Annotated in this window: 17 protein-coding genes; 11 read left to right on the top strand and 6 right to left on the bottom strand. The window is 42.3% G+C overall.

Annotated features, from left to right (window positions below; genetic code table 11):
- Positions 1-92: 92 nt before the first annotated feature.
- Positions 93-722 carry a uridine kinase gene (gene udk / locus NQ117_RS14880; protein ID WP_258278814.1) on the top strand — a complete coding sequence of 210 codons (630 nt, stop codon included), beginning with the start codon at positions 93-95 and terminating at the stop codon, positions 720-722.
- A gap of 436 nt (positions 723-1,158) precedes the next feature.
- Here the strand turns inward: udk and NQ117_RS14870 are convergent, their stop codons facing one another.
- Entirely contained in the window at positions 1,159-1,878 is a 720-nt protein-coding gene (locus NQ117_RS14870; RefSeq protein WP_258278812.1) for a YebC/PmpR family DNA-binding transcriptional regulator, read from the bottom strand.
- A 300-nt stretch (positions 1,879-2,178) separates the two neighbouring features.
- On the opposite strand from NQ117_RS14870, the gene NQ117_RS14865 reads away from it, so the two are divergent.
- From NQ117_RS14865 to NQ117_RS14850, 4 genes are all read left to right on the top strand, one after another.
- Entirely contained in the window at positions 2,179-3,156 is a 978-nt protein-coding gene (locus NQ117_RS14865; protein ID WP_258278811.1) for a CgeB family protein, read from the top strand.
- Positions 3,157-3,187: 31 nt separating this feature from the next.
- Positions 3,188-4,165 carry a CgeB family protein gene (locus tag NQ117_RS14860; protein WP_258278810.1) on the top strand — a complete coding sequence of 326 codons (978 nt, stop codon included), beginning with the start codon at positions 3,188-3,190 and terminating at the stop codon, positions 4,163-4,165.
- A 651-nt stretch (positions 4,166-4,816) separates the two neighbouring features.
- On the top strand, positions 4,817-5,236 hold the full coding sequence (locus NQ117_RS14855; protein WP_258278809.1) for a class D sortase: 420 nt from the start codon (positions 4,817-4,819) through the stop codon (positions 5,234-5,236).
- Between the two features lie 114 nt (positions 5,237-5,350).
- Positions 5,351-10,354, top strand: coding sequence for a SpaA isopeptide-forming pilin-related protein (locus NQ117_RS14850; RefSeq protein WP_258278808.1), 5,004 nt, complete (start codon positions 5,351-5,353; stop codon positions 10,352-10,354).
- A gap of 238 nt (positions 10,355-10,592) precedes the next feature.
- Here the strand turns inward: NQ117_RS14850 and NQ117_RS14845 are convergent, their stop codons facing one another.
- Positions 10,593-11,147 (bottom strand): CGNR zinc finger domain-containing protein, encoded by a 555-nt coding sequence (locus tag NQ117_RS14845; RefSeq protein ID WP_258278807.1) that lies wholly within the window; start codon positions 11,145-11,147, stop codon positions 10,593-10,595.
- 339 nt (positions 11,148-11,486) lie between these two features.
- Here NQ117_RS14845 and NQ117_RS14840 point away from each other — a divergent pair, with 339 nt between their 5' ends.
- A complete protein-coding gene (locus NQ117_RS14840) occupies positions 11,487-12,638 on the top strand; it encodes an epoxide hydrolase family protein (protein ID WP_258278806.1) in 1,152 nt (383 codons plus the stop codon).
- 199 nt (positions 12,639-12,837) lie between these two features.
- On the opposite strand, the gene NQ117_RS14835 is transcribed toward NQ117_RS14840, so the two are convergent.
- From NQ117_RS14835 to NQ117_RS14820, 4 genes are all read right to left on the bottom strand, one after another.
- The gene (locus tag NQ117_RS14835) at positions 12,838-13,206 is read right to left on the bottom strand and encodes a hypothetical protein (protein ID WP_258278805.1); all 369 of its coding nucleotides are present in this window, start codon (positions 13,204-13,206) and stop codon (positions 12,838-12,840) included.
- A 156-nt stretch (positions 13,207-13,362) separates the two neighbouring features.
- Positions 13,363-14,196, bottom strand: a complete 834-nt coding sequence (locus tag NQ117_RS14830) for a protein-glutamine gamma-glutamyltransferase (protein ID WP_258278804.1) — start codon at positions 14,194-14,196, stop codon at positions 13,363-13,365.
- A gap of 175 nt (positions 14,197-14,371) precedes the next feature.
- The gene (locus NQ117_RS14825) at positions 14,372-14,572 is read right to left on the bottom strand and encodes a cold-shock protein (RefSeq protein ID WP_028594447.1); all 201 of its coding nucleotides are present in this window, start codon (positions 14,570-14,572) and stop codon (positions 14,372-14,374) included.
- 340 nt (positions 14,573-14,912) lie between these two features.
- Positions 14,913-15,374 carry a hypothetical protein gene (locus NQ117_RS14820; protein WP_258278803.1) on the bottom strand — a complete coding sequence of 154 codons (462 nt, stop codon included), beginning with the start codon at positions 15,372-15,374 and terminating at the stop codon, positions 14,913-14,915.
- A gap of 302 nt (positions 15,375-15,676) precedes the next feature.
- On the opposite strand from NQ117_RS14820, the gene NQ117_RS14815 reads away from it, so the two are divergent.
- Genes NQ117_RS14815 through NQ117_RS14795 form a run of 5 tightly spaced genes read left to right on the top strand, consistent with a single transcriptional unit; the run spans position 15,677 to position 19,516 of the window.
- Entirely contained in the window at positions 15,677-16,366 is a 690-nt protein-coding gene (locus tag NQ117_RS14815; protein WP_258278802.1) for a hypothetical protein, read from the top strand.
- A gap of 48 nt (positions 16,367-16,414) precedes the next feature.
- Complete coding sequence (locus tag NQ117_RS14810) at positions 16,415-17,125, top strand: cytochrome c biogenesis CcdA family protein (protein WP_258278801.1); 711 nt, start codon at positions 16,415-16,417, stop codon at positions 17,123-17,125.
- 21 nt (positions 17,126-17,146) lie between these two features.
- Entirely contained in the window at positions 17,147-17,737 is a 591-nt protein-coding gene (locus NQ117_RS14805; RefSeq protein WP_309137883.1) for a redoxin domain-containing protein, read from the top strand.
- 20 nt (positions 17,738-17,757) lie between these two features.
- A complete protein-coding gene (locus tag NQ117_RS14800) occupies positions 17,758-18,453 on the top strand; it encodes a response regulator (protein WP_258278800.1) in 696 nt (231 codons plus the stop codon).
- Positions 18,404-19,516 (top strand): sensor histidine kinase, encoded by a 1,113-nt coding sequence (locus NQ117_RS14795; protein WP_258278799.1) that lies wholly within the window; start codon positions 18,404-18,406, stop codon positions 19,514-19,516. Before NQ117_RS14800 ends, NQ117_RS14795 begins: the two co-directional genes overlap by 50 nt.
- Positions 19,517-19,586 lie beyond the last annotated feature (70 nt).

Below are 19,586 nucleotides of genomic sequence, written 5' to 3'. Positions count from 1 at the left end.
TGTGTTCAAAACGGTGCTTTTCAAAAGCCTCATTTCTTGAATACTCTTTAATCGTATCGGCAGTCATCACTAGGGAGGTTTACTCAAACACCATGCTTATCATTGGTATCGCCGGCGGCACCGGCTCAGGCAAGACAACTGTAGCAAGATCCGTCATTGATCGTCTTGGTTCAGACAAAGTGACATTTATATCTCAAGACAACTATTACAAGGACCATTCTAACCTCAGCATGTCAGAGCGTGGACAGATCAACTTTGATCATCCATTCGTTTTTGACAACGAGCTGTTAATTGAAAACTTGAATGTGTTGAAATCAGGTCAAGTTGCTCATGCACCTGTCTATGACTTTACAACACACTCCCGCAAAGCTGACGAGACTGTCGTGCTCAAGCCGAACAACATCGTCATTATTGAGGGCCTCCACGTATTGTCCGATGAAAACTTGCGCCAACTGCTCGATATTAAAGTATTCGTTGATACAGACCCGGATGTTCGCATTCTTCGCCGCGTATTGCGCGATATTGAGGAGCGCGGTCGTACGATCCAGTCCATTCATCAACAATATTTGCGCTCGGTGAAACCGATGCACGAAGCATTTATCGAACCATCCAAAAAATACGCTGACATCATTATCCCTGAAGGCGGAGAAAATGAAGTTGGTATTCAATTGCTGTCTATTTTGACTGAAAAATATTTGACGAGCGACTGGTCATCCAGATAATCGAGACCGTAGCTTTTCTATATAGAACTGGACAAGCATTCCTATGCAAGCAATCGCGATATTTCGCGGTTGCTTTTTTGTTTATTTCTTAAATGTAATCGTTGTTAGTTACATGAAAATGAGGAGAGAAAAAGGTAACATCTCTATATCCATACTAGTTAGTATCGTTTTTATATGAGACGAAGCTGGGGTAGGGGAAGTGAAATTGGAAGCAGAGGCACACGCGAGCACGGCGGCCATCTCGCGTGTGAAACGCACTCTGTACGCTGGAAACAACATGTATGATATGTTGTTTCACTGAATAATGGACAAACCTCAGACAAATCCTAACGATAATGAGAATCCCTCCCCCATTGAGCCGTGAGCAATGGTTTGATGGGCTATCTTCTCAATTAATAACCTTGGTTCAGGCTGTTCACAAATTAGTGAGCTCGACTTATTCGTCACCCTCCAGGTTATGATACACCTGCTGCACATCATCCAAGTTTTCCAATGCATCGATCAACTTGTCGAATTGAGGTTGTGCATCGTCCGCTAGTTCTACAAAGGTTTGTGGCAGCATAGTCAACTCCGCAACGCTAAATTCTGTCACGCCAGCAGCTTTGCACGCCTCTTGCACCGCATGGAATTGATCAGGCTCCGCATAAATAATAACCGCGTCATCTTCTTCAAGAATGTCACGAACATCAAGGTCTGCATTCATAAGCAGTTCCAATACTTCGTCTGCTGACTTGCCTTCGAAGCCGATAACCGCTGTTTGGTCAAACATATAGCTTACTGAGCCGCTCACACCAAGGTTGCCGCCATTTTTGTTAAAAGCAGCACGAACCTCAGATGCTGTACGGTTCACGTTATTCGTCAATGCGTCTACGATAATCATCGTTCCATTCGGTCCAAAGCCTTCATAGCGAAGCTCCTCATAGTTCTCGTCGGAGCCGCCTTTTGCTTTCTCAACAGCACGGTCAATGATCGCTTTTGGTACGTTGTATGTTTTGGCACGCTCGATAACGAACTTCAAAGCCTGATTGGATTCAGGATTAGGCTCACCTTGCTTCGCGACCACGTAAATTTCTCGACCGAACCTAGCATAGATACGACTCGTATTCGTATCTTTAGATGCCTTTTTTTCTTTAATATTGTTCCATTTACGTCCCATACTAATCTCGCTCTCTTTCCACATTAAATGTGTATAATCACCCCAATTATATCGCTTAACGTAAATATCGGCAAATTGAAGTCACGCCAAATAACTAGCTGATTCCCCTTCATACGAGGAAATATATTGTTCGTTTGAATGTACACCTAGAACGTCATTTTTTATATGCGTTTTTCCCTTGCTAGGTTAAAGCCTGCTCCCTTATTGGGATTTTGAATATATTGATAACGTCTATACGTCACTGCACCCGCTGTGGAATATGATAAACCGGCCAACTAAGGCTGACAGAAGGTGGTCGTCATGAAAATTTTATTTCTGGAACGCGGGAAGTTATGGGCATACGGCTTACCCGACGGTCTTAGAGATCTTGGTCATGAAGTACGCACATCAGGCCCCATAACAAGACATTCCCTCTCCAATCTATTGACCAGCTATAAACCAGACCTCCTCATTTCTGTAGGCTGGGGCCTTGACCATACGCCAAAAAACGAACGTATGATGCGAGAATTCGCGACAACGTTCAAAACAACCTTGATTTACTGGTCCACCGAAGACCCTAATTTCACAAAAGTTTTCACCTTGCCTCTATTAAGTAGGATGCGGCCTGACTTCGTATTTACCATTTCACCGAAAACAGTCGACGTATTCCGCAAGCAAGGCTATTCAGCAGCACATATGGATTTCGGATTTCATTCTAACGTGCATCGAAGACTGAAGCCCATTCGCAAATATACAGCGGACTTTGCTGTAGTCGCCAATGCTTATCCAGATGTATTGCAAAAATACCCCAAATTGTATCGTCGCACATCCCTATATACCCTTATAAAACCGCTGCTCAAAAGTGGTGCCAAAATTGACTTCTATGGGCGAAACTGGGCTCACATGAAACCTTATCTCGGCAAAGAAATTCCGAAGAGGCACCTTAAAGGACCTATTCCCTATAAAGATACAAATAAAGTGTACAGCTCGGCAAAAATTATATTGGGATTGCAAAATTATACGGACATGGTTACTCAGCGAACCTATGAGGCAATCGGTTCGGGTGGATTTCTATTAACAAACAGCACCCCTGCCACAAGACAACTACTCAAATCAGGCCGTGATGCAGCACTATCCTCATCTCCTGCGGAAACGTTGAAGCTTGCCCGCTACTATTTGGCGAACGCACATGAACGCGAACAAGTAAGACGCAATGGACGGAGAGCCATTGCCAAGCATAACTATACGAACCGAGCACGCTACATGCTGTCCATTCTCAAAAAACATGGATTGATTTGAATCGGCTGCATGTATAAAGGAGGATGATAAGGTGAAGGTATTGTTTCTTGAAAATCATCCGATGTGGATTCATGGCCTTCCGAACGGCTTCCGTGATTTAGGACACACTGTAAAAATTTCAGGCGTGCTGACAAAAAATAAAATCCCCTATTTACTTCGCACATTCCGCCCTGATCTTATTATTAGCCTCGGATGGACAGCAGAGCATAGTGCTACAAAGCGGAAATGGGTTCACCAATATGTTAAAAAGTCAGGTATTCCGCATGTTTTCTGGGCGACGGAAGATCCGACCCATCACCTTACATTTTCAGCTCCCTATGTAAGCACGGTTCAACCAGACTTTGTATTTACGGTAAGCGCTGGAAAAGTAAGTGACTATATCCATATGGGGATTCCTGCGGCGCATTTGGACTTCGGCTACCATCAGAGCGTTCATCGCAGAGGAAAGATCGAGGAGAAGTATAAAAGCAACATTGCGGTTGTCGCAAACGGCTATGCGAAAATATTGAAGCAGTACCCGGATCATTATCGAATCCATTCCTTGCACCACCTTCTCGTCCCCTTATTGCAGGATGGAACGAAAATTGATTTTTGGGGTAGACATTGGAGTCAAATGAAGCCCATTTTAGGCATTCAAGTGCCCGCTGCTTGGATACACGGCTATTTGCACTATACAGAAGCATGCAAAGTATACAGCTCTGCCAACATTATAATCGGCCCACAAAATCACCAATCTCAAGTTACACAGCGGACGTACGAAATTCTTGGATCCGGAGGATTTCTATTAACGAGCGATACGCCAGAAATTCGTCGTTTGTTTATGCCAGGGAGAGATCTCGTTGTATCCAGTTCCCCGCATGAGACAAGGCAGCTTGTAGATTATTACTTGAAACACCCGCAGGAACGTGAGCTGATCCGCCAGCAAGGCGTGAATGCTGTCCAACGCCATAGTTACAGAGAGCGTGCTAGTTATATGCTGTATCAATTGAAAATTCATAATATTATTTAACCTTTTACATGCAAAATTAGTGTAAAATAGGAATCCGCACTGAATTCTCTTGTTTATCCTACAGAAAAACAGGGTAAGGATATAAGTGGGCTATCTATCTTTCACTGGATAGCCTTTTATTGTGCTGTCTTTCATTCGGAAGTCCATGAGTAAGCATTTCAATACATTTTCTTATGTAAAGGTTTAAGAAACTAGACTCATTTGCTTATTTGTTCAGAAATAGTTCAGCGGAAGCAATTATGATTAAAAAAGTTTCATAAGAATTGCGCCCACACGGAGTCTTCGGGAAACGTTTCTCTTAGTTAACTATACATTTTCCAGCAATAACAACCGATAAAATACGTTAATCCGTTCTTGTGAAAATGAAAGAAAGGAAGTGAAAACATTTCAACATTTACTAATATAAAGAAAAACGCTCTTACCATTATAGCCCTCTTACTACTGTTAATCGGGCTCCTACTCGTCATTTATCCAACATGGAATACATATAGAGAAGAACAAAGAGAACTAAAGCTGCTTACAGAATGGGATGCGTATTTAAAAATTAACAAAAGTAACACCCCCTCTGAGCAAACAGGACAATCCTCTCACACTACTTCAACAACGATGAATGAGGCAAAGACGAAACCGAAACTGATAAATGGAATTCCTGTGCACGGCACGATTGCCGTCGATAAAATCGATTTACGGGAACCAATCGTTGAGGGGGCTACTCCACAATCGCTAAAGGTTGGCAGTGGAAGCGTTGTGCCCGGCCGGACGCCAGGCGATATAGGCAATTACGTATTAGCAAGCCATCGCAGCCTGAAGTTCGGACGGCATTACAATCGATTGGACGAGCTTGAAATTGGAGATTCCATTCGAATCGAAACCGCTGATCGTACATTTACCTATACGGTTCGTTCCAAAACCGTTGTTATCCCTGAGGATTTGTCTGTACTGGATCAACATCCGCATGAACGCGAATTGACGCTCATTACGTGCGATCCCATTGATACAGCGACCCACAGACTTATTGTGAAAGCAGTTATGGAAGAAGAACAAAGCCCTGCACCAATCGAAGAAATATGACAAAGCTATATCAATCTGATCAAAATATATTCGTTATATTGATTGTTCAATAGGGAAGCCTGCTGAGCAATTTCATATAAAAAATAAAATGTAATAAGAAGAAGGAGAGAATGTATGCATAGGCACAACACTAGAAAGTTTTTCTGTGGCCTACTGGTCATCTCAATTCTGGTGAATCTTGTGCTGCCTCCTTCACTAGTCGTTGCAAACTCAGGTCAGGGCAATCCCCTGTTCCCGATTAGCGGTCATTCCAAGCAATCGGTTTCGAATGCAACTTATGGCAACAATACTAGTGTCACAGGCAGTACCTATGGTGTTATTTCGACGAACATCATAACTTCTGTAACCATCACCGATGAGAAAGGGAATAATATTACCCAAGTAAGACCTAACTTAGATGAAAAAGTACAGGTAGATCTAACTTGGAAACTCCCTGCAGGTCATTCATACGGGAATGGTTCCACATTCACCTTCCAACTTCCAGACAAGTTCAAAGTAGACCGCAAATTAGAAGGTTCTTTGGATGGCGGAGTTGGAACGTATGTCGTAACACCAGAAGGTAAAGTAACCTTTACCTTTAATGAACTTATTGAAGGCGGTCAAGAAGTAGACGGCAGCTTCTTTGTATGGAGATATTTCAACAAAGATAAGTTCACAGGTGGAACGCATCAAGATATTGAATTCGTATTCGAAGCCGACTCCATCATTATTCCTGTTCATTTCAAAGGTAAAGACAATGGTGATATGAACAAGAAGGGTGCCGCCAATAAAGGCATGAATGCCAGCGAAATACAGTGGACGGTCGATGTGAATACAGGTGAACAAAAAATCGATCAGGCTGTATTTAAGGATAAACTGCCTAACGGCCTTACGATTGACCTTAGCTCCATTCGTTTGTACAAAGTGGCTGTTAAACTGGACGGTACGCTTACTCCTGAGACAAACCCGATTCCAGGCATTACGCCACAGCAAACGGCAGATGGCTTCGAACTGCACTTAGGCGATATACATAATGCTTATCGCGTAACGTATACGACGAAGATTGACGGAGCGGTAGATGCCTTCTATACGAATAAGGCAACCGTTACGGGTACAAATCTGACTACACCGCTAGAGAAATCGTCGACCGTCAATGTAAAGTACAGTAAGCCACTTGGCAAAACAAAAGTTAAATACGAAAGTGATCTGCAATTGGTTAATTGGTCGATCCAATACAACTACAATGAGCAGCGTATTGGACAAGCGAAAGCTTACATCGAAGATCATTTTGATAAGACGAAAATGAAGCGAACAGGCGATATGATCGTCACGCAGATGAAAATTGATGACAACGGTAGAGCGACGCAAGTTGGCGCACCTCTCGTTGAAGGAACAGACTACGTCATCGATGACACAGTTAGTCACGGATTTACGGTGAAATTCCTTAAAGACGTAGAACACGCCTATGAAATCAAATACAAAACAGAAGCCGTCAATCGTGTGCATCAAGATCTTCACGTAACAAACCAAGTTAAGATTCCCGACAATAATGACAACATTACGGCGGGACAAACACTTACTCAAGCTATTTTCCATAAATTCGAGCTTGGAGCTAACTATGCTGACAAGACGATTGGATGGAAACTTGAGCTAAATGCTGACAAGAAGCGTATGGAGAATGTCGTCATAACAGACAACATTACAGGTCAGAATATGGAATTCATTGCTGACAGCTTTGCAGTTTCAGACTTGAAGAAAGGTGTTCACTTTAAAGTCGAACCCAACGCGCAATATTCGGAAGGCTTTAAACTGACCTTCTTAGTACCTATTACAGAGAAACATGAAATCACGTATCGAACGAAGTTCGATCCGACTGCAAACAAGTCGAGATACTCGAACAAAGCTACTTTGAACTGGGAAGAGAATGGCGTTGCCCAGCCTTCCATTACGAAAACAGCAACCGTTACGCCTGACAGCTATACACAGGATAATGGAAACAAGACAGGCGTTTATGATGCAACAACAAAAGAAATTACGTGGACGATTGATATTAACTACAATCTCCACAACATTAACGACCCTGTTTTGCGTGACTTCTATAAAGGTAAGCAAGCATTTGTAAAAGATTCGTTCAAAGTGCAGCACCTGACATTGTCCGGTAATCAAAATACGGTTACACCGGGAGCACTTGTGCCACCTTCAGCGTATACGTTTGATGGTACGATGAAGAATGCAGTTGGTGATGAAGGCTTTGAGCTACGATTCAATCAGTCCATTAATTCTGCTTACCGTATTACGTATAAGACAAGCCTCAAAGGGCTTGCCGTAGAAGGTTCATACAGCAACCATGCTACGCTGCGTGATGGGGCTAGCTCAACTAGCACCCTATTCGACAAAACGGCTACGGTAACACCGAAGCATAACAAAGAATATGTATCCAAAAACGGCGTCCAAGGTACAGGAGCAAACTCTGAGTTTGCTTACTGGCAAGTGCATATTAACCGTAGCCAATCGTTTATCACGGCGGGATCAACGCTAACCGATACACTTTCGACGAATCAGATTCTATTGCCAGAGACGATTAAGCTGTATCACTATGCTGTAGGAAAAGACGGAACGGTGAGGAAAGGCAGTGCTGTAAATCCTGCAGACTACACCTTAGATGCCAAGGGAAACACCCTCTCGCTTACATTCAATAAGGATATGGAAACAGCTTATTTACTGGAGTACACGTCCTTTATTAATGCAGGTAACAAAGAGAAAATTACGAATAAAGTTTCCTTTAAAGGACAATCGACAGGAACCGTCAACGAAGACAATAGCGGTGAAGTTGAAGTTAGTTTCTCTGGAGCTGGCGGCGGCGGTACGATTATTCAAAAAGGAAATATTAAGATTCTCAAAGAAGATAACGACACGAAGCAGCCACTTGCTGGCGCTAAGTTCGGTATCTATGATAAGAGCGGCAAAATGCTGCTGCAAGAAGTAGTAACAGATGCGAAAGGCGAAGCTACCTTTACCAACTTTAAATACAATGATTACATCATTAAAGAGTTGGAAGCTCCCGTTGGCTATGTTCTGCATGAGGAATATACGGGCACAGGCAAGCTCGTTAAAGTAAACCAAGCATCAGTACCACTTACGGTACCAAATACGAAAGATGAGTGGGGAGTTGTATTGACGAAAGTTGATACTGACGCACCTACGAAGCTTCTAGATGGCGCCGTGTTCAAGCTTCAAGTAGACGATGGCAGCGGCAATTATCAAGATGTAATTGGCCATACAAACTTGAAGACAGTTAAGGGGAAAATTGATGTGAAGGGCTTGAAGCCAGGCAGCTACCAACTCATTGAAGTTGCAGCACCGACAGGCTATAAGCTGGATAACACACCAATCAGTTTTACGATTGACTCCAATCAGCAAGTACCTAAGACATTTACAGCTAGAAATAAGCAAATCAAAGGCTCGGTTGAATTGACGAAAGTCGATTCCAGCGATGCTAGCAAGACACTTGCCGGAGCTGTATTCCAGCTTCAAGATCGCACTGGCAAGGCGCTGCGCAGTGGATTGACGACTGCTCAATCCGGAAGGCTGCCTATCGATAATCTTCCTGTAGGAAGCTATCAGTTAGTAGAAACGAAAGCGCCAACTGGATATGAACTTGATCCAACACCACTGAAATTCGATATTGTGGATGAGCAGAAGCTAACATTCACATTCGAAAATAGCAAGTCACCAGGTTCATTGAAGTTGATCAAGATCGAGACGGGCAAGCCGCAGGTTACACTTACTGGCGCTCAGTTCAGATTGCTGGACGAGCATCAACAGCCCGTTACGAACAAGGCTGGTCAACCGCTTCCACTGATGACGACGGGTACGAATGGACAGCTTGCCATTCCAGCTCTTCAGCCAGGCAAATACTTTGTCGAAGAAGTTGTTGCTCCTAAAGGCTATCTCATCGAGAACAAATTGACCGAGTTCCATATTGTGAGTGACAAGGAAACAGTAGTCACAGTAGAAAATATGCGTGAACCACTTCCAGGTTCTCTGAAGCTCATTAAGATCGAAACAGGCAAGCCGACGGTTACACTTACTGGCGCTCAATTCCGATTGTTAGATGCCAATCAACAGCCAGTTACAGATAAGGCTGGCCAACCGCTTCCGCTTATGACAACTGGAACTGACGGACAGTTTACGGTTCCGGCTTTGAAGCCAGGCAAATATTTTGCTGAAGAAGTAATAGCACCAAAAGGCTATCTCATTGAGCAAAAGTTAACTGAGTTTGTTATCGTAAGTGAAAAAGAGACTGTTGTGACGGTAGAGAATAAGTTCGAGCCTCTTGCAGGTTCGCTTAAACTCATCAAGATTGAAACAGGCAAGCCATTGGTTACACTTGCTGGCGCTCAGTTCAGATTGCTGGACGAGCATCAACAACCAGTAACTGACCTAGCTGGACAGCCGCTCGCGCTCATGTCTACAGACAAGAACGGGCAGTTGATCATTCCTACGCTTAAGCCTGGCAAGTATTTTGTCGAAGAGATGCAAGCACCAGAAGGCTATCTCATTGAGCAGAAACTTACGGAATTCGTAATTGTTTCAGAACAAGAGACAGTCGTGACTGTGGAGAACAAACGTAAGCCAGTTCCACCACAGCCGCCAATCATTATCCCGCCAGTAGATGGTGGTGAAGAGACGCCAAACAAACCAGAAATCCCAGACGACGGTTCAGATAACGGCACTGACAATCCTTCCGATGGCGGTTCGGATAATGGTACTGACAATCCTTCTGACGGTGGTTCGGATAACGGTACTGACAACCCTTCTGACGGTGGTTCAGATAATGGAACTGACAATCCTTCTGGCGGCGGTTCGGATAATGGTACTGACAACCCTTCCGACGGTGGTTCGGATAATGGTACTCTCACTCCTCCGGATAGTGGCTCGAATAGCGGTACTGATCATCCTTCTGACGGTGGCTCGAATAACAACGAAACACCTAACAAGTCGAAAGGTGAATCTTCTAATAACGTTCTACCTAAGACAGGGGAAGAAAGCTCCCTGCCTATGCAGCTAGCAGGCTTTGTCCTTATGCTGCTAGGTGCTGCATTGCTAGCAACACGCAAGAAATGGCTGAAATCATAATTTTCATTCCATAAGACAACCGCCTGCTAATACATTTAGCAGGCGGTTGTTGTTTTGTTATATGCATATACTCATATCGATATGTATGGGTCTGTTCGACCTTATCCCACATTCACTAAAAACGTGCAAATGTGCATGTATTTTAGCCTCAACAGAGGAATAAAAGAGAATGGTTGCTAAAATGTATTTTTTTACCTGGATTATGCCCTGGATAAGGGGAAGACCTTTCACAATTCACCTACACTTGCTTATTTCGATCACGATAAGCCTTATTCTTTGCGCGATTTCCACAGGCCTTCATCGTACACCATCTCCCCGTCCCTGGACGTGAATGGTCTACAAATACCCACTGGCAGTCTGGGGCCGAACATACTCGAATCCGATGCCACATCTGTGTTCTTTTCAGCTCGAATATAAGTACAATTAATCTCGCTACCCCATCCATTCCATCATGATGAAGAGGATGCAACTGTGCCGAATCATCACTAAAACGAATCGTAAACGCAAAATGATTCAGCAGTTCATTCATAGCTTTCCATTCGTGTTCTGCGTGATCGAACTCATTATTTACAATCATTTTCCTAGCTTCTGATCTTAGCTCCAAAGCCCACTCCAACACTTGTTCTGTCACCTCATCCTGTTCGGTAATCAAGTGATGTTCAAGTAGCCAAGTATATAAATGCTGTGGATGTTGCAAATGTTCTACCCCAATATCCCCTTCAAACCGCATCCTTCTATCGTAAGTATTTAAAAAATCTGCTATGAGCTCAAGTTCCGTATACTCCGTACCCATCGTTAACACTCCTATTGACTAGCCTAATATTAACCAATAAAATAGTTTTAACGGTTAATTAACCAGTAAAGTAATTTAAACGGTCATATATTATCCTTTACATGAATAAACGATTCCCAACACCCAATATGCCATCCACAACTAGAATCTTCACCCTCATCGTAATGGCGACAATTAGCAATACAAATAATCTTACGAATCCAATCCATCTAACAAAAGTTTATCAGAGTACCTACCATTAGCACAGTATTCATACTGCTTTGTAAGCCCTCTTGTCTATGTATTCAGAGTTCCAAACTTTATTTTCATCAACCCTCATCATGATAAGGAGCGCACTATATGAACTGTAGACCTTTTACCGTAAACATTGATCGCAAAGAGATCGACAATCTCCGTACACGTCTAGATCTAACTCGGTGGCCTGACGAGATCCTCAATTCCAAGTGGGAATACGGCATTCCACTGGATTGGATGAAAGAAATGGCGAGTTATTGGCGAAATGAGTTTGACTGGCGTAAGGTTGAAGCTAGCATCAACTCGTATCCTAATTTCAAAATGAAGATTGATGGGCTCGACATACACTATGTCCATGTTCGTGGAAGCGGTCTTAATCCGATGCCCATTCTGATTCCTCATGGTTGGCCAAGTACTTTTTATGAAATGCTCGATCTGATCCCTTATCTAACCCATCCTGAACGGTATGGAGGCAATCCCGAAGATTCCTTTGATGTTGTCATCCCTTCGGTTCCGGGGCATGGGTTCTCAGATATTCCTGCATTATCTGGATTTGAGGATCGGCGTACAGCGGACATTCTCGTAAAATTAATGCGCGCATTGGGCTACAACAAGTTTGCCTCACACGGCTATGACCTTGGGGCCAGCATCCTAGGCTTGCTTTGCTTGGATCATCCTGAACATGTAATCGGCTATCATACAACTTCCCCAGGTAATCCAAGTCCATTTATCGCTAAAGATACAGCTCTTTCTGAAGCAGAACGAGCATACCTCGACTGCTGTAAGCAGTGGTACAACGAAGAAGGTGGTTATGCACATCTACTCGGCACGAAGCCACAAACAATAGCCTACTCGCTCCATGATTCCCCTGTGGGACTCGCAGCATTTATTTTGGAGAAATGGTACATATGGACAAGCCCACCGAGCACAAATCTAGATCAGCACTTTAGCAAAGAAAGCTTACTAGCGAACGTATCTTTATATTGGTTTACGCAAACGATAAATGCATCTAACCGCTTCTACTTTGAAGGCAAACATACAAAATGGCCGGATGAGCATGATATCTCTCAAGTGCCGATTGGTGTTGCCCTGACCGCAACACAAGCACATGAACGTCCCCCAAGAGAATACGTGGAGAGAATGTTTCCTAACATTTTGAGTTGGGAGGAGCTTAATACGGGTGGACATTTTGTAGCGGCTGAACAGCCCCAATTGCTTGCGGAGAAAATACGGGCATTTTTTAGCAAGTTGAGATAAGTAGGCAAGTCAGCAAAGAATTTCAAACACTTTAGCCACTCTCTAATGACATGGTTCGTCAACTATAAATCACGGAACAAACCAACCACAGGCTATAAACAACTTGATACTGTGGTTGGTTTGTTCCTAACTATTGCTGCTTACACAGCAATATGTACCTCAGCATTAGAAAACTCGCTGGGTACTAGTTCTATTCTTTCTATGATGTGATTCGCACCAGATTATGCTGAAGTACAGTATCTCCCGCCTGCGGTGCAAACGTAACCTTTGTAACGCCTGTTACATTCGAAATCAGATCACGCGCATCTGACTGTGTGATACGAACCTCGTACTTAAACTTCACTTTTGTAACATCCGCATATACATACACCGATTGATTAGGACCTACCCTAATCCTGCATGTTCTCAAATGATACGGACTCAGCTTTAAAGGAATAGCATTTCCATTCGACCAATCAAACACTTGAACGGTGACGCTTCGACTATTTCGAGTATTTAAGTTCACCACATCCACGAGCGCATAATTTGTTCTTGGTGCTTTGCGCAGTATGCCAGTTGAATATTTCACTGTGCCTAACTCACCTCTCCTTCCTACTCCTACAGTAGATGAGCCACATGAAGGAAAGTTATGGACAATTGCCTGTATCCCAGAAAATAAAAAAACCTTCAAACACGTACTACGACGCACTTGAAGGTACCTATTACATGAAAAGTTCCATTAGCCTCATACAACATCAAACTTGTCATTTTTATAATGATATGCCTGCGTGCCAATATGAGCAGTAAGCACGCCCACATCATCCATTCCTGTTCGTTCTTCCCTTAATGGAAGCGTACGAAGCAGCTCATATTCCAGTATGACAACTTCATCCATAAGATAAGCTGACGTGTAACTAAAAGGTCGTCTTGCTTTATTCAAAGCATCAATCATACCCCTCGACGTTCGGATTCCGATACCGTGCCCAAAATACAAATCATCCCCGAGCACGACAACATTTTCTCCCTGCCATTCCGGTGTTTCTGGATCGTAGTCCGGATTTTTAAAATATTGTACGTCCCCAGGGTAAACCTCTAGTCCACTTTCTATTTTCCGCAGCGGCAAATCTTTATCATAATGCCAGCCATATAAAACTAAATCCTGAAAATGCCTATTAAAGGTTTGCTTCGGGAGCACATCTAATATTGCCTTATATAACACCATCACGATAGCCATCGAGCATTCGAATGCGTATAGCTTGCCATTTCGGAAAATATCATTAATCCCATCAGAAGGCAGCACATCGCTCCGCAGTTGGAATCCTCCATTTTCCATACGAATCCAAAATTGCTCATTGCATCGTGATTTATCGAAGTCAGCAAAGTCTACACCGCTAGCATTAAGGGTTTTGGCCGCCTCTACAATACTAACTCTCGTCTTTAATTCAAAGTTCAAGGCGCCAAGGGAATCGTAACGATAAACGACAGGGCTGTTTTGTTTCTTGCTCAATATACTTCTCTCCAAGGTTGATAAAGGCATCATGTTGATTTGCTCGGGACTAACACCATTAATCAGAATCATCGTTATCCCCCATGATTTTTGATTTAGGCTATTGTATGTGTCTATTGTGAGGTTGGTGCAAGGATTCAAGCACTGTGTAGAATCGGAGAACATGAATGTAGTTACCATGTTGATATGGAGGAGTGAAAATAAAAAAGCCCTGAACCTAAGTTCAGAGCTCTTTTATCTTTAAAAATTAAAGTTTAACAACGTTCTCAGCTTGTGGACCACGGTTGCCTTGTACGATGTTGAACTCAACGCGTTGACCTTCGTCCAAAGACTTGAAGCCGTCGCCAGTGATTGCGCTGAAGTGTACGAATACATCGTTGCCGCCTTCAACTTCGATGAAGCCGAATCCTTTTTCTGCGTTAAACCATTTTACGATACCTTGTTCCATTAAAAATTACCACCTTTAATTAAATGTTATATGACATTCTTATTCTTTATGCAAAAAATAAAAATCCACATACTGTACAAGGTTATTAAAGTATCAATAGCCCTCTACGTTATGTGAATTCGTTTGGGTCACTATTTCATTATTCTTATAATAACACATCTCCGCGAAAATAGAAATTGGAATTAATTAAAGTTCAAAAAAAAATTTTGGATCTAATGAGGCATATACTCCTTTTCGCCTGCCGTACAGCTGAAATCCATCCTGCAAGGAGTCTACATAGCATCATCGAAGTACTTTGGAAAGAGCAACCCTTTATAAAAGGTTGCTCATTTTATCTCGATTAATACAACCTTACGCGAGTGCGGTACTGGTTATCCGTCCCAGTACTAGCAGAGTTTACAGGGGCAATTGCCCACACTACTTTCCAGCCAGGATACAAATTCGTATTTGACCAATCTCCATAGCCCATACCATTATCATAAACATGATAAACATTTATTGTATTCCCTAATTCATCAAAAATATGCGCAACTACATCATAATTCAGTGAAGATGAGTTATTTCCCCATGGGTTTGCCCCAAATTCAACATATTGTATTTCATTGGAATTATTATAGTAGGAGTAAAAATCCGCGTCCCCACCAGAATCTAAATATCCAAAATTAACTTGATTAAGAAGTAATGGCTGAGCACTGAAAACATTATCTGCCCACCCTGATTTAGCAGATACCGTGGAAAAGGATGATGCACTAAACATAGTTGCAAACAAACCCAAAGCTAAAAACACCTTTTTAAGCTTCATAGTTACCTCCTAAAAAATATAAGCATTTACTACTGTTTAAGGATAACTTATTCTTTTTGTCGAAGTAAGGGGAATTTTGTAAGTTTATTATTATATAAGAGAGTTTGTTTTCATTTCTCTATTAAGCTGAATATGTATCCTCTACAGTAATCATTAGCTACTACATTCAGTCTCTACCTGATTTTGTTGATATGATACTGCATGGAACAAAGGGCTATAACAAAGATGCTCAAGTTTAACGAAACTTAACAATCAGGCCTTATTGTATTAAGTATTTCTTATTAATAAGGAGGATGATCTTGATGCAAGACGCTATTGTTTGGGGATCGTTGATCATTAAGTACTCGTATATCGCTTTTGCCTTTTCCGCATTAGCGGCTTATATTGCCATGAAATATTGGCTAAAAGACTCCAGCGAATTAAACAGCTCCATTTTAGAAGATATAACGGATATTTCTTTTTGGGCTCTGCTGACTTGGAAGTTCAGCACCCTTATTTTTAACCCCGTTCAAGTTTTTAATAATCTGTACTACCTGCTTTACTTTAACGGCGGCGATCGCGGAATGTGGCTGGCGGCTATTATAGCATTCATCTTCCTGACCATTAAATCAAAAAAGCGAGGAGTTTCGGGCTGGATCTACGCAGCAACAGTAGCAACGGGTTTATTAGCCTATAAACTTATTGATGCTATGTTCCATCTCTTATTCAGCAGCACCGTGCAAACCGCGTTATCTGACCTCACTTCGTTTTTTCTAACACTCACACTGATGATTTGGATGTATATCAGCAAAGAGAACTTTAGACGGCCGCATGAAATTTGTCAACTTATTCTTTGGTTCAGTATCGGTAAAATTTTTATTTCCTTTTTGCAAAATGAGCGTTCAGTCGTGTTTCTAGGCTTATCAAAGGAACAGCTACTCTTTTTAGCGCTTGCAGTAAGCTGTTTATTTCTTCAGAACTTCAAGATGAAAGGCAACTTTAAAGTTTCTTAACAATACGACGTTATTGTAAACAGGACTACGCTGTTGGAGGATATATAGATGGACGATATCTCAATCTTATTTGCTATAGCGGCAGGAATGTTATCTTTCCTTTCGCCTTGTATTTTTCCACTCTTACCCGCCTATGTTGCCAATCTTACGGGCTCCCATGTGGCAGGGGATAAATTAATGGTTTCTAAAAAAACACTGATGATGCGCTCCTTCCTCTTTATTCTCGGTTTTACTTTGGTATTCATGATGATGGGTGCCTCCGCTAGTATGATTGGACAATCCTTCGCTGCAAATCGAGGAATTATTGAAAAGGTAAGCGGACTGCTCATTATTATTTTCGGCCTGCAAACGGTAGGGCTACTGAATATCCGTTTTCTCATGTTTCAAAAGAAGTGGGAGACCAACGGCCCTATAAATTCATGGCATTCCTTTGTCGTAGGACTTGCCTTTGGGACGGGTTGGACACCATGTGTCGGACTGGCCTTATCATCGATTCTATTGCTGGCCGGATCTACAGAAACAATGTCCAGCGGAATCTTCCTACTGATGTTTTATTCGTTGGGTCTGGGGGTTCCCTTCTTATTGATCTCACTCCTGCTGACCAGATCTCTTGGCGTCATAAAGAAAGTGAACAAACTGCTTCCTCGCCTGTCGCTGCTGAACGGATGGATTCTAATTGTGATGGGTTTGCTGCTATTTACGGGACAACTCCAAAAATTAAGTGCGTGGCTCGCTGCTATTGCACCACCCATTCTTTAATGTAGAAAGGATAATCATGCAATGAAAACGTCTATGAAGAAGAATATATTCATCATCTCAATCCTGCTCAGTTTGGTTTCATGGGGCATATACGATACGATCAAGAAAAATGATGCTAAGCAGGAAAGCCTAGCTAACACCGAACAAGCAAATAATAAATTGGACGAGTCTTCGCTTGAGGTTGGCATTAACCAGGGCAACCTTGCCCCCGACTTTGAACTCAAAACTTTAGAAGGAAATAGTGTTAAGCTTTCCGATTTTAGAGGAAAAAAGGTAATCCTAAATATGTGGGCAACTTGGTGTCCACCTTGTAAGGTTGAAATGCCAGATATGCAAAACATTTATGATAAATACAAAGACGAAAATGTTACCATTCTAGCTGTAAACATGACACAATCCGAGAAAAATGTAGATAGCATTCCTATGTTTTTGGATGAGATGGGGATCACGTTCCCTGTTGTATTAGACCCTAAAAGTGAAGTAGCCTTAATTTATCAATCTTATATGCTTCCCACAAGTTATGTGATCGATTCGAACGGAATTGTTCAGCAGAAGATTACAGGACCTATGAATGAAGACATGATGGAAAAGATAATTGCAGATCTCAATTAATAAAGCTGGAGGTATTCAGAATGACTGCACCTGGGACAGGGATATTGGTGGTAGAGGACGATATGAAGATCCGCAAACTCATTGTCCTTTATCTTCAAAAGGAAGGATATGAAGTATATGAAGCTGGTGATGGAGAAGAAGCCCTCTTGCTCTTTAAAAAACACGATCCCTGTCTTGTTATTCTGGACTTAATGCTTCCCAAAATGAGCGGAGAAGAAGTCTGCAAAAATATTCGGGCAGTCTTAAAGGAACAGATTCCTATCATCATACTGACAGCTAAAGTAGAAGAACAAAATCGGATCGATGGCTTGAAATCTGGAGCCGATGATTATGTTACAAAGCCTTTCAGTCCAGCTGAATTGGTTGCACGAGTAGAATCTGTCTTGCGGAGAACAGGTCAACGTTGCAGCAAAATTACGTACCGTGGTCTCACAATCAAAGCATCAAGGGGAGAAGTTCACTACAACGGGGAGCTTATTTTGCTTACACAACATGAGTTCCGCCTTTTGCAGTTTTTAATGACACATCCGAATCAAATTCTAACGAGAGAACAGATCATTAACGAACTGTATCCCAATAATGAAAAGGTCGTTATCGAAAGAACAATTGATGTGCATATTGGAAAGCTAAGAGAAAAATTGAAATGGGATGGGGACAGCGAACTCATTGAAACCATCCGGGGAATGGGGTATCGCTTTGTTGCCTTTCAAAAATAACCCAATACGAATCAATGTTATGTGGAAACTGATTGTGATCAATGTAGCCGTCATTGGTATCGCTATCTGGTTAGCGGGCGTATCGGTTAAAGATTATGCCTGCTTGTTATTTGCTAATTATCCATCTGTAAGTCCAGAAGACAGCGTTGCCTTTACGCAAACGATGCAAACGTTTTTAATCAAGGCGAGCCTATTGGCCGTAGTTATTGCAGGCGTATTCCATTTCTATTTTGTAAAGAAGCTGCTTCATCCTCTAAAAAAACTGAGCGATGCTACACGACAAATGGCTCAAGGAGAGATGCCAGAACCATTATCCGTTCATGTACGCGATGAAATTGGGCAATTAACAGTGGATTTCAATCAGTTAAGCCTAAAATTGCGACAGGTGGATGAGTTAAGGAAGAAGATGCTATCCGATATCGCCCATGAATTACGGACACCTCTGACTAATATTAATGGATATTTGGAAGCATTAAGTACAGGCATAATTAAGGGTAGCAGAGAGATGTATGAGTCTCTGCACGAAGAGTCGATACGTATAACTCGTTTGGTTGAGCAACTACACCAATTAAATGTATGGCAGGCCAAGAAAATTTCCAATGAGCAAGAGTTGAAGGTGCTTCCTATCCATAAAATTATTGAATCCTGTATCGACCACTTTGCACTCAAATTTAAAAGTAGAGGTATCACTCTTCGATGCAACATAGAATCTGCGCAAGTGGTTGGAGATGAAGATGGGCTCATACAAGCGCTGCATAATCTTTTGACAAATGTGCTTCAATATGACCAAGGTGGCTGGGTGACAATTGTGGGAAAGCTGAATGATTCCCATAACGACTACCGAGTTACCATCACTAATATAGGGCAGTCTATCCCAGATGAACAGGCATCTCTCATCTTTGAGCGTTTTTACCGGCTAGATTCTTCTCGCAGCAGAGATACAGGAGGCTCGGGATTAGGCTTGTCCTTAGTAAAGGAAATTGTAGAACAGCAAGGTGGCAAAACAGGATTGCACTCAGTAGGAAATGAGCATTCCTTCTGGCTTACAGTACCTGTTCACTAATTCCAAAAAAAGTGATTATAGAATCGTAAGGCATAACAAATACAAGGACTGGTTTCTCTAATAAGACCAG

Source organism: Paenibacillus sp. SC116, assembly GCF_024733555.1.
Taxonomy (GTDB): Bacteria; Bacillota; Bacilli; order Paenibacillales; family Paenibacillaceae; genus Paenibacillus_B.
This window is presented reverse-complemented; position numbering and strand designations above follow the sequence as displayed.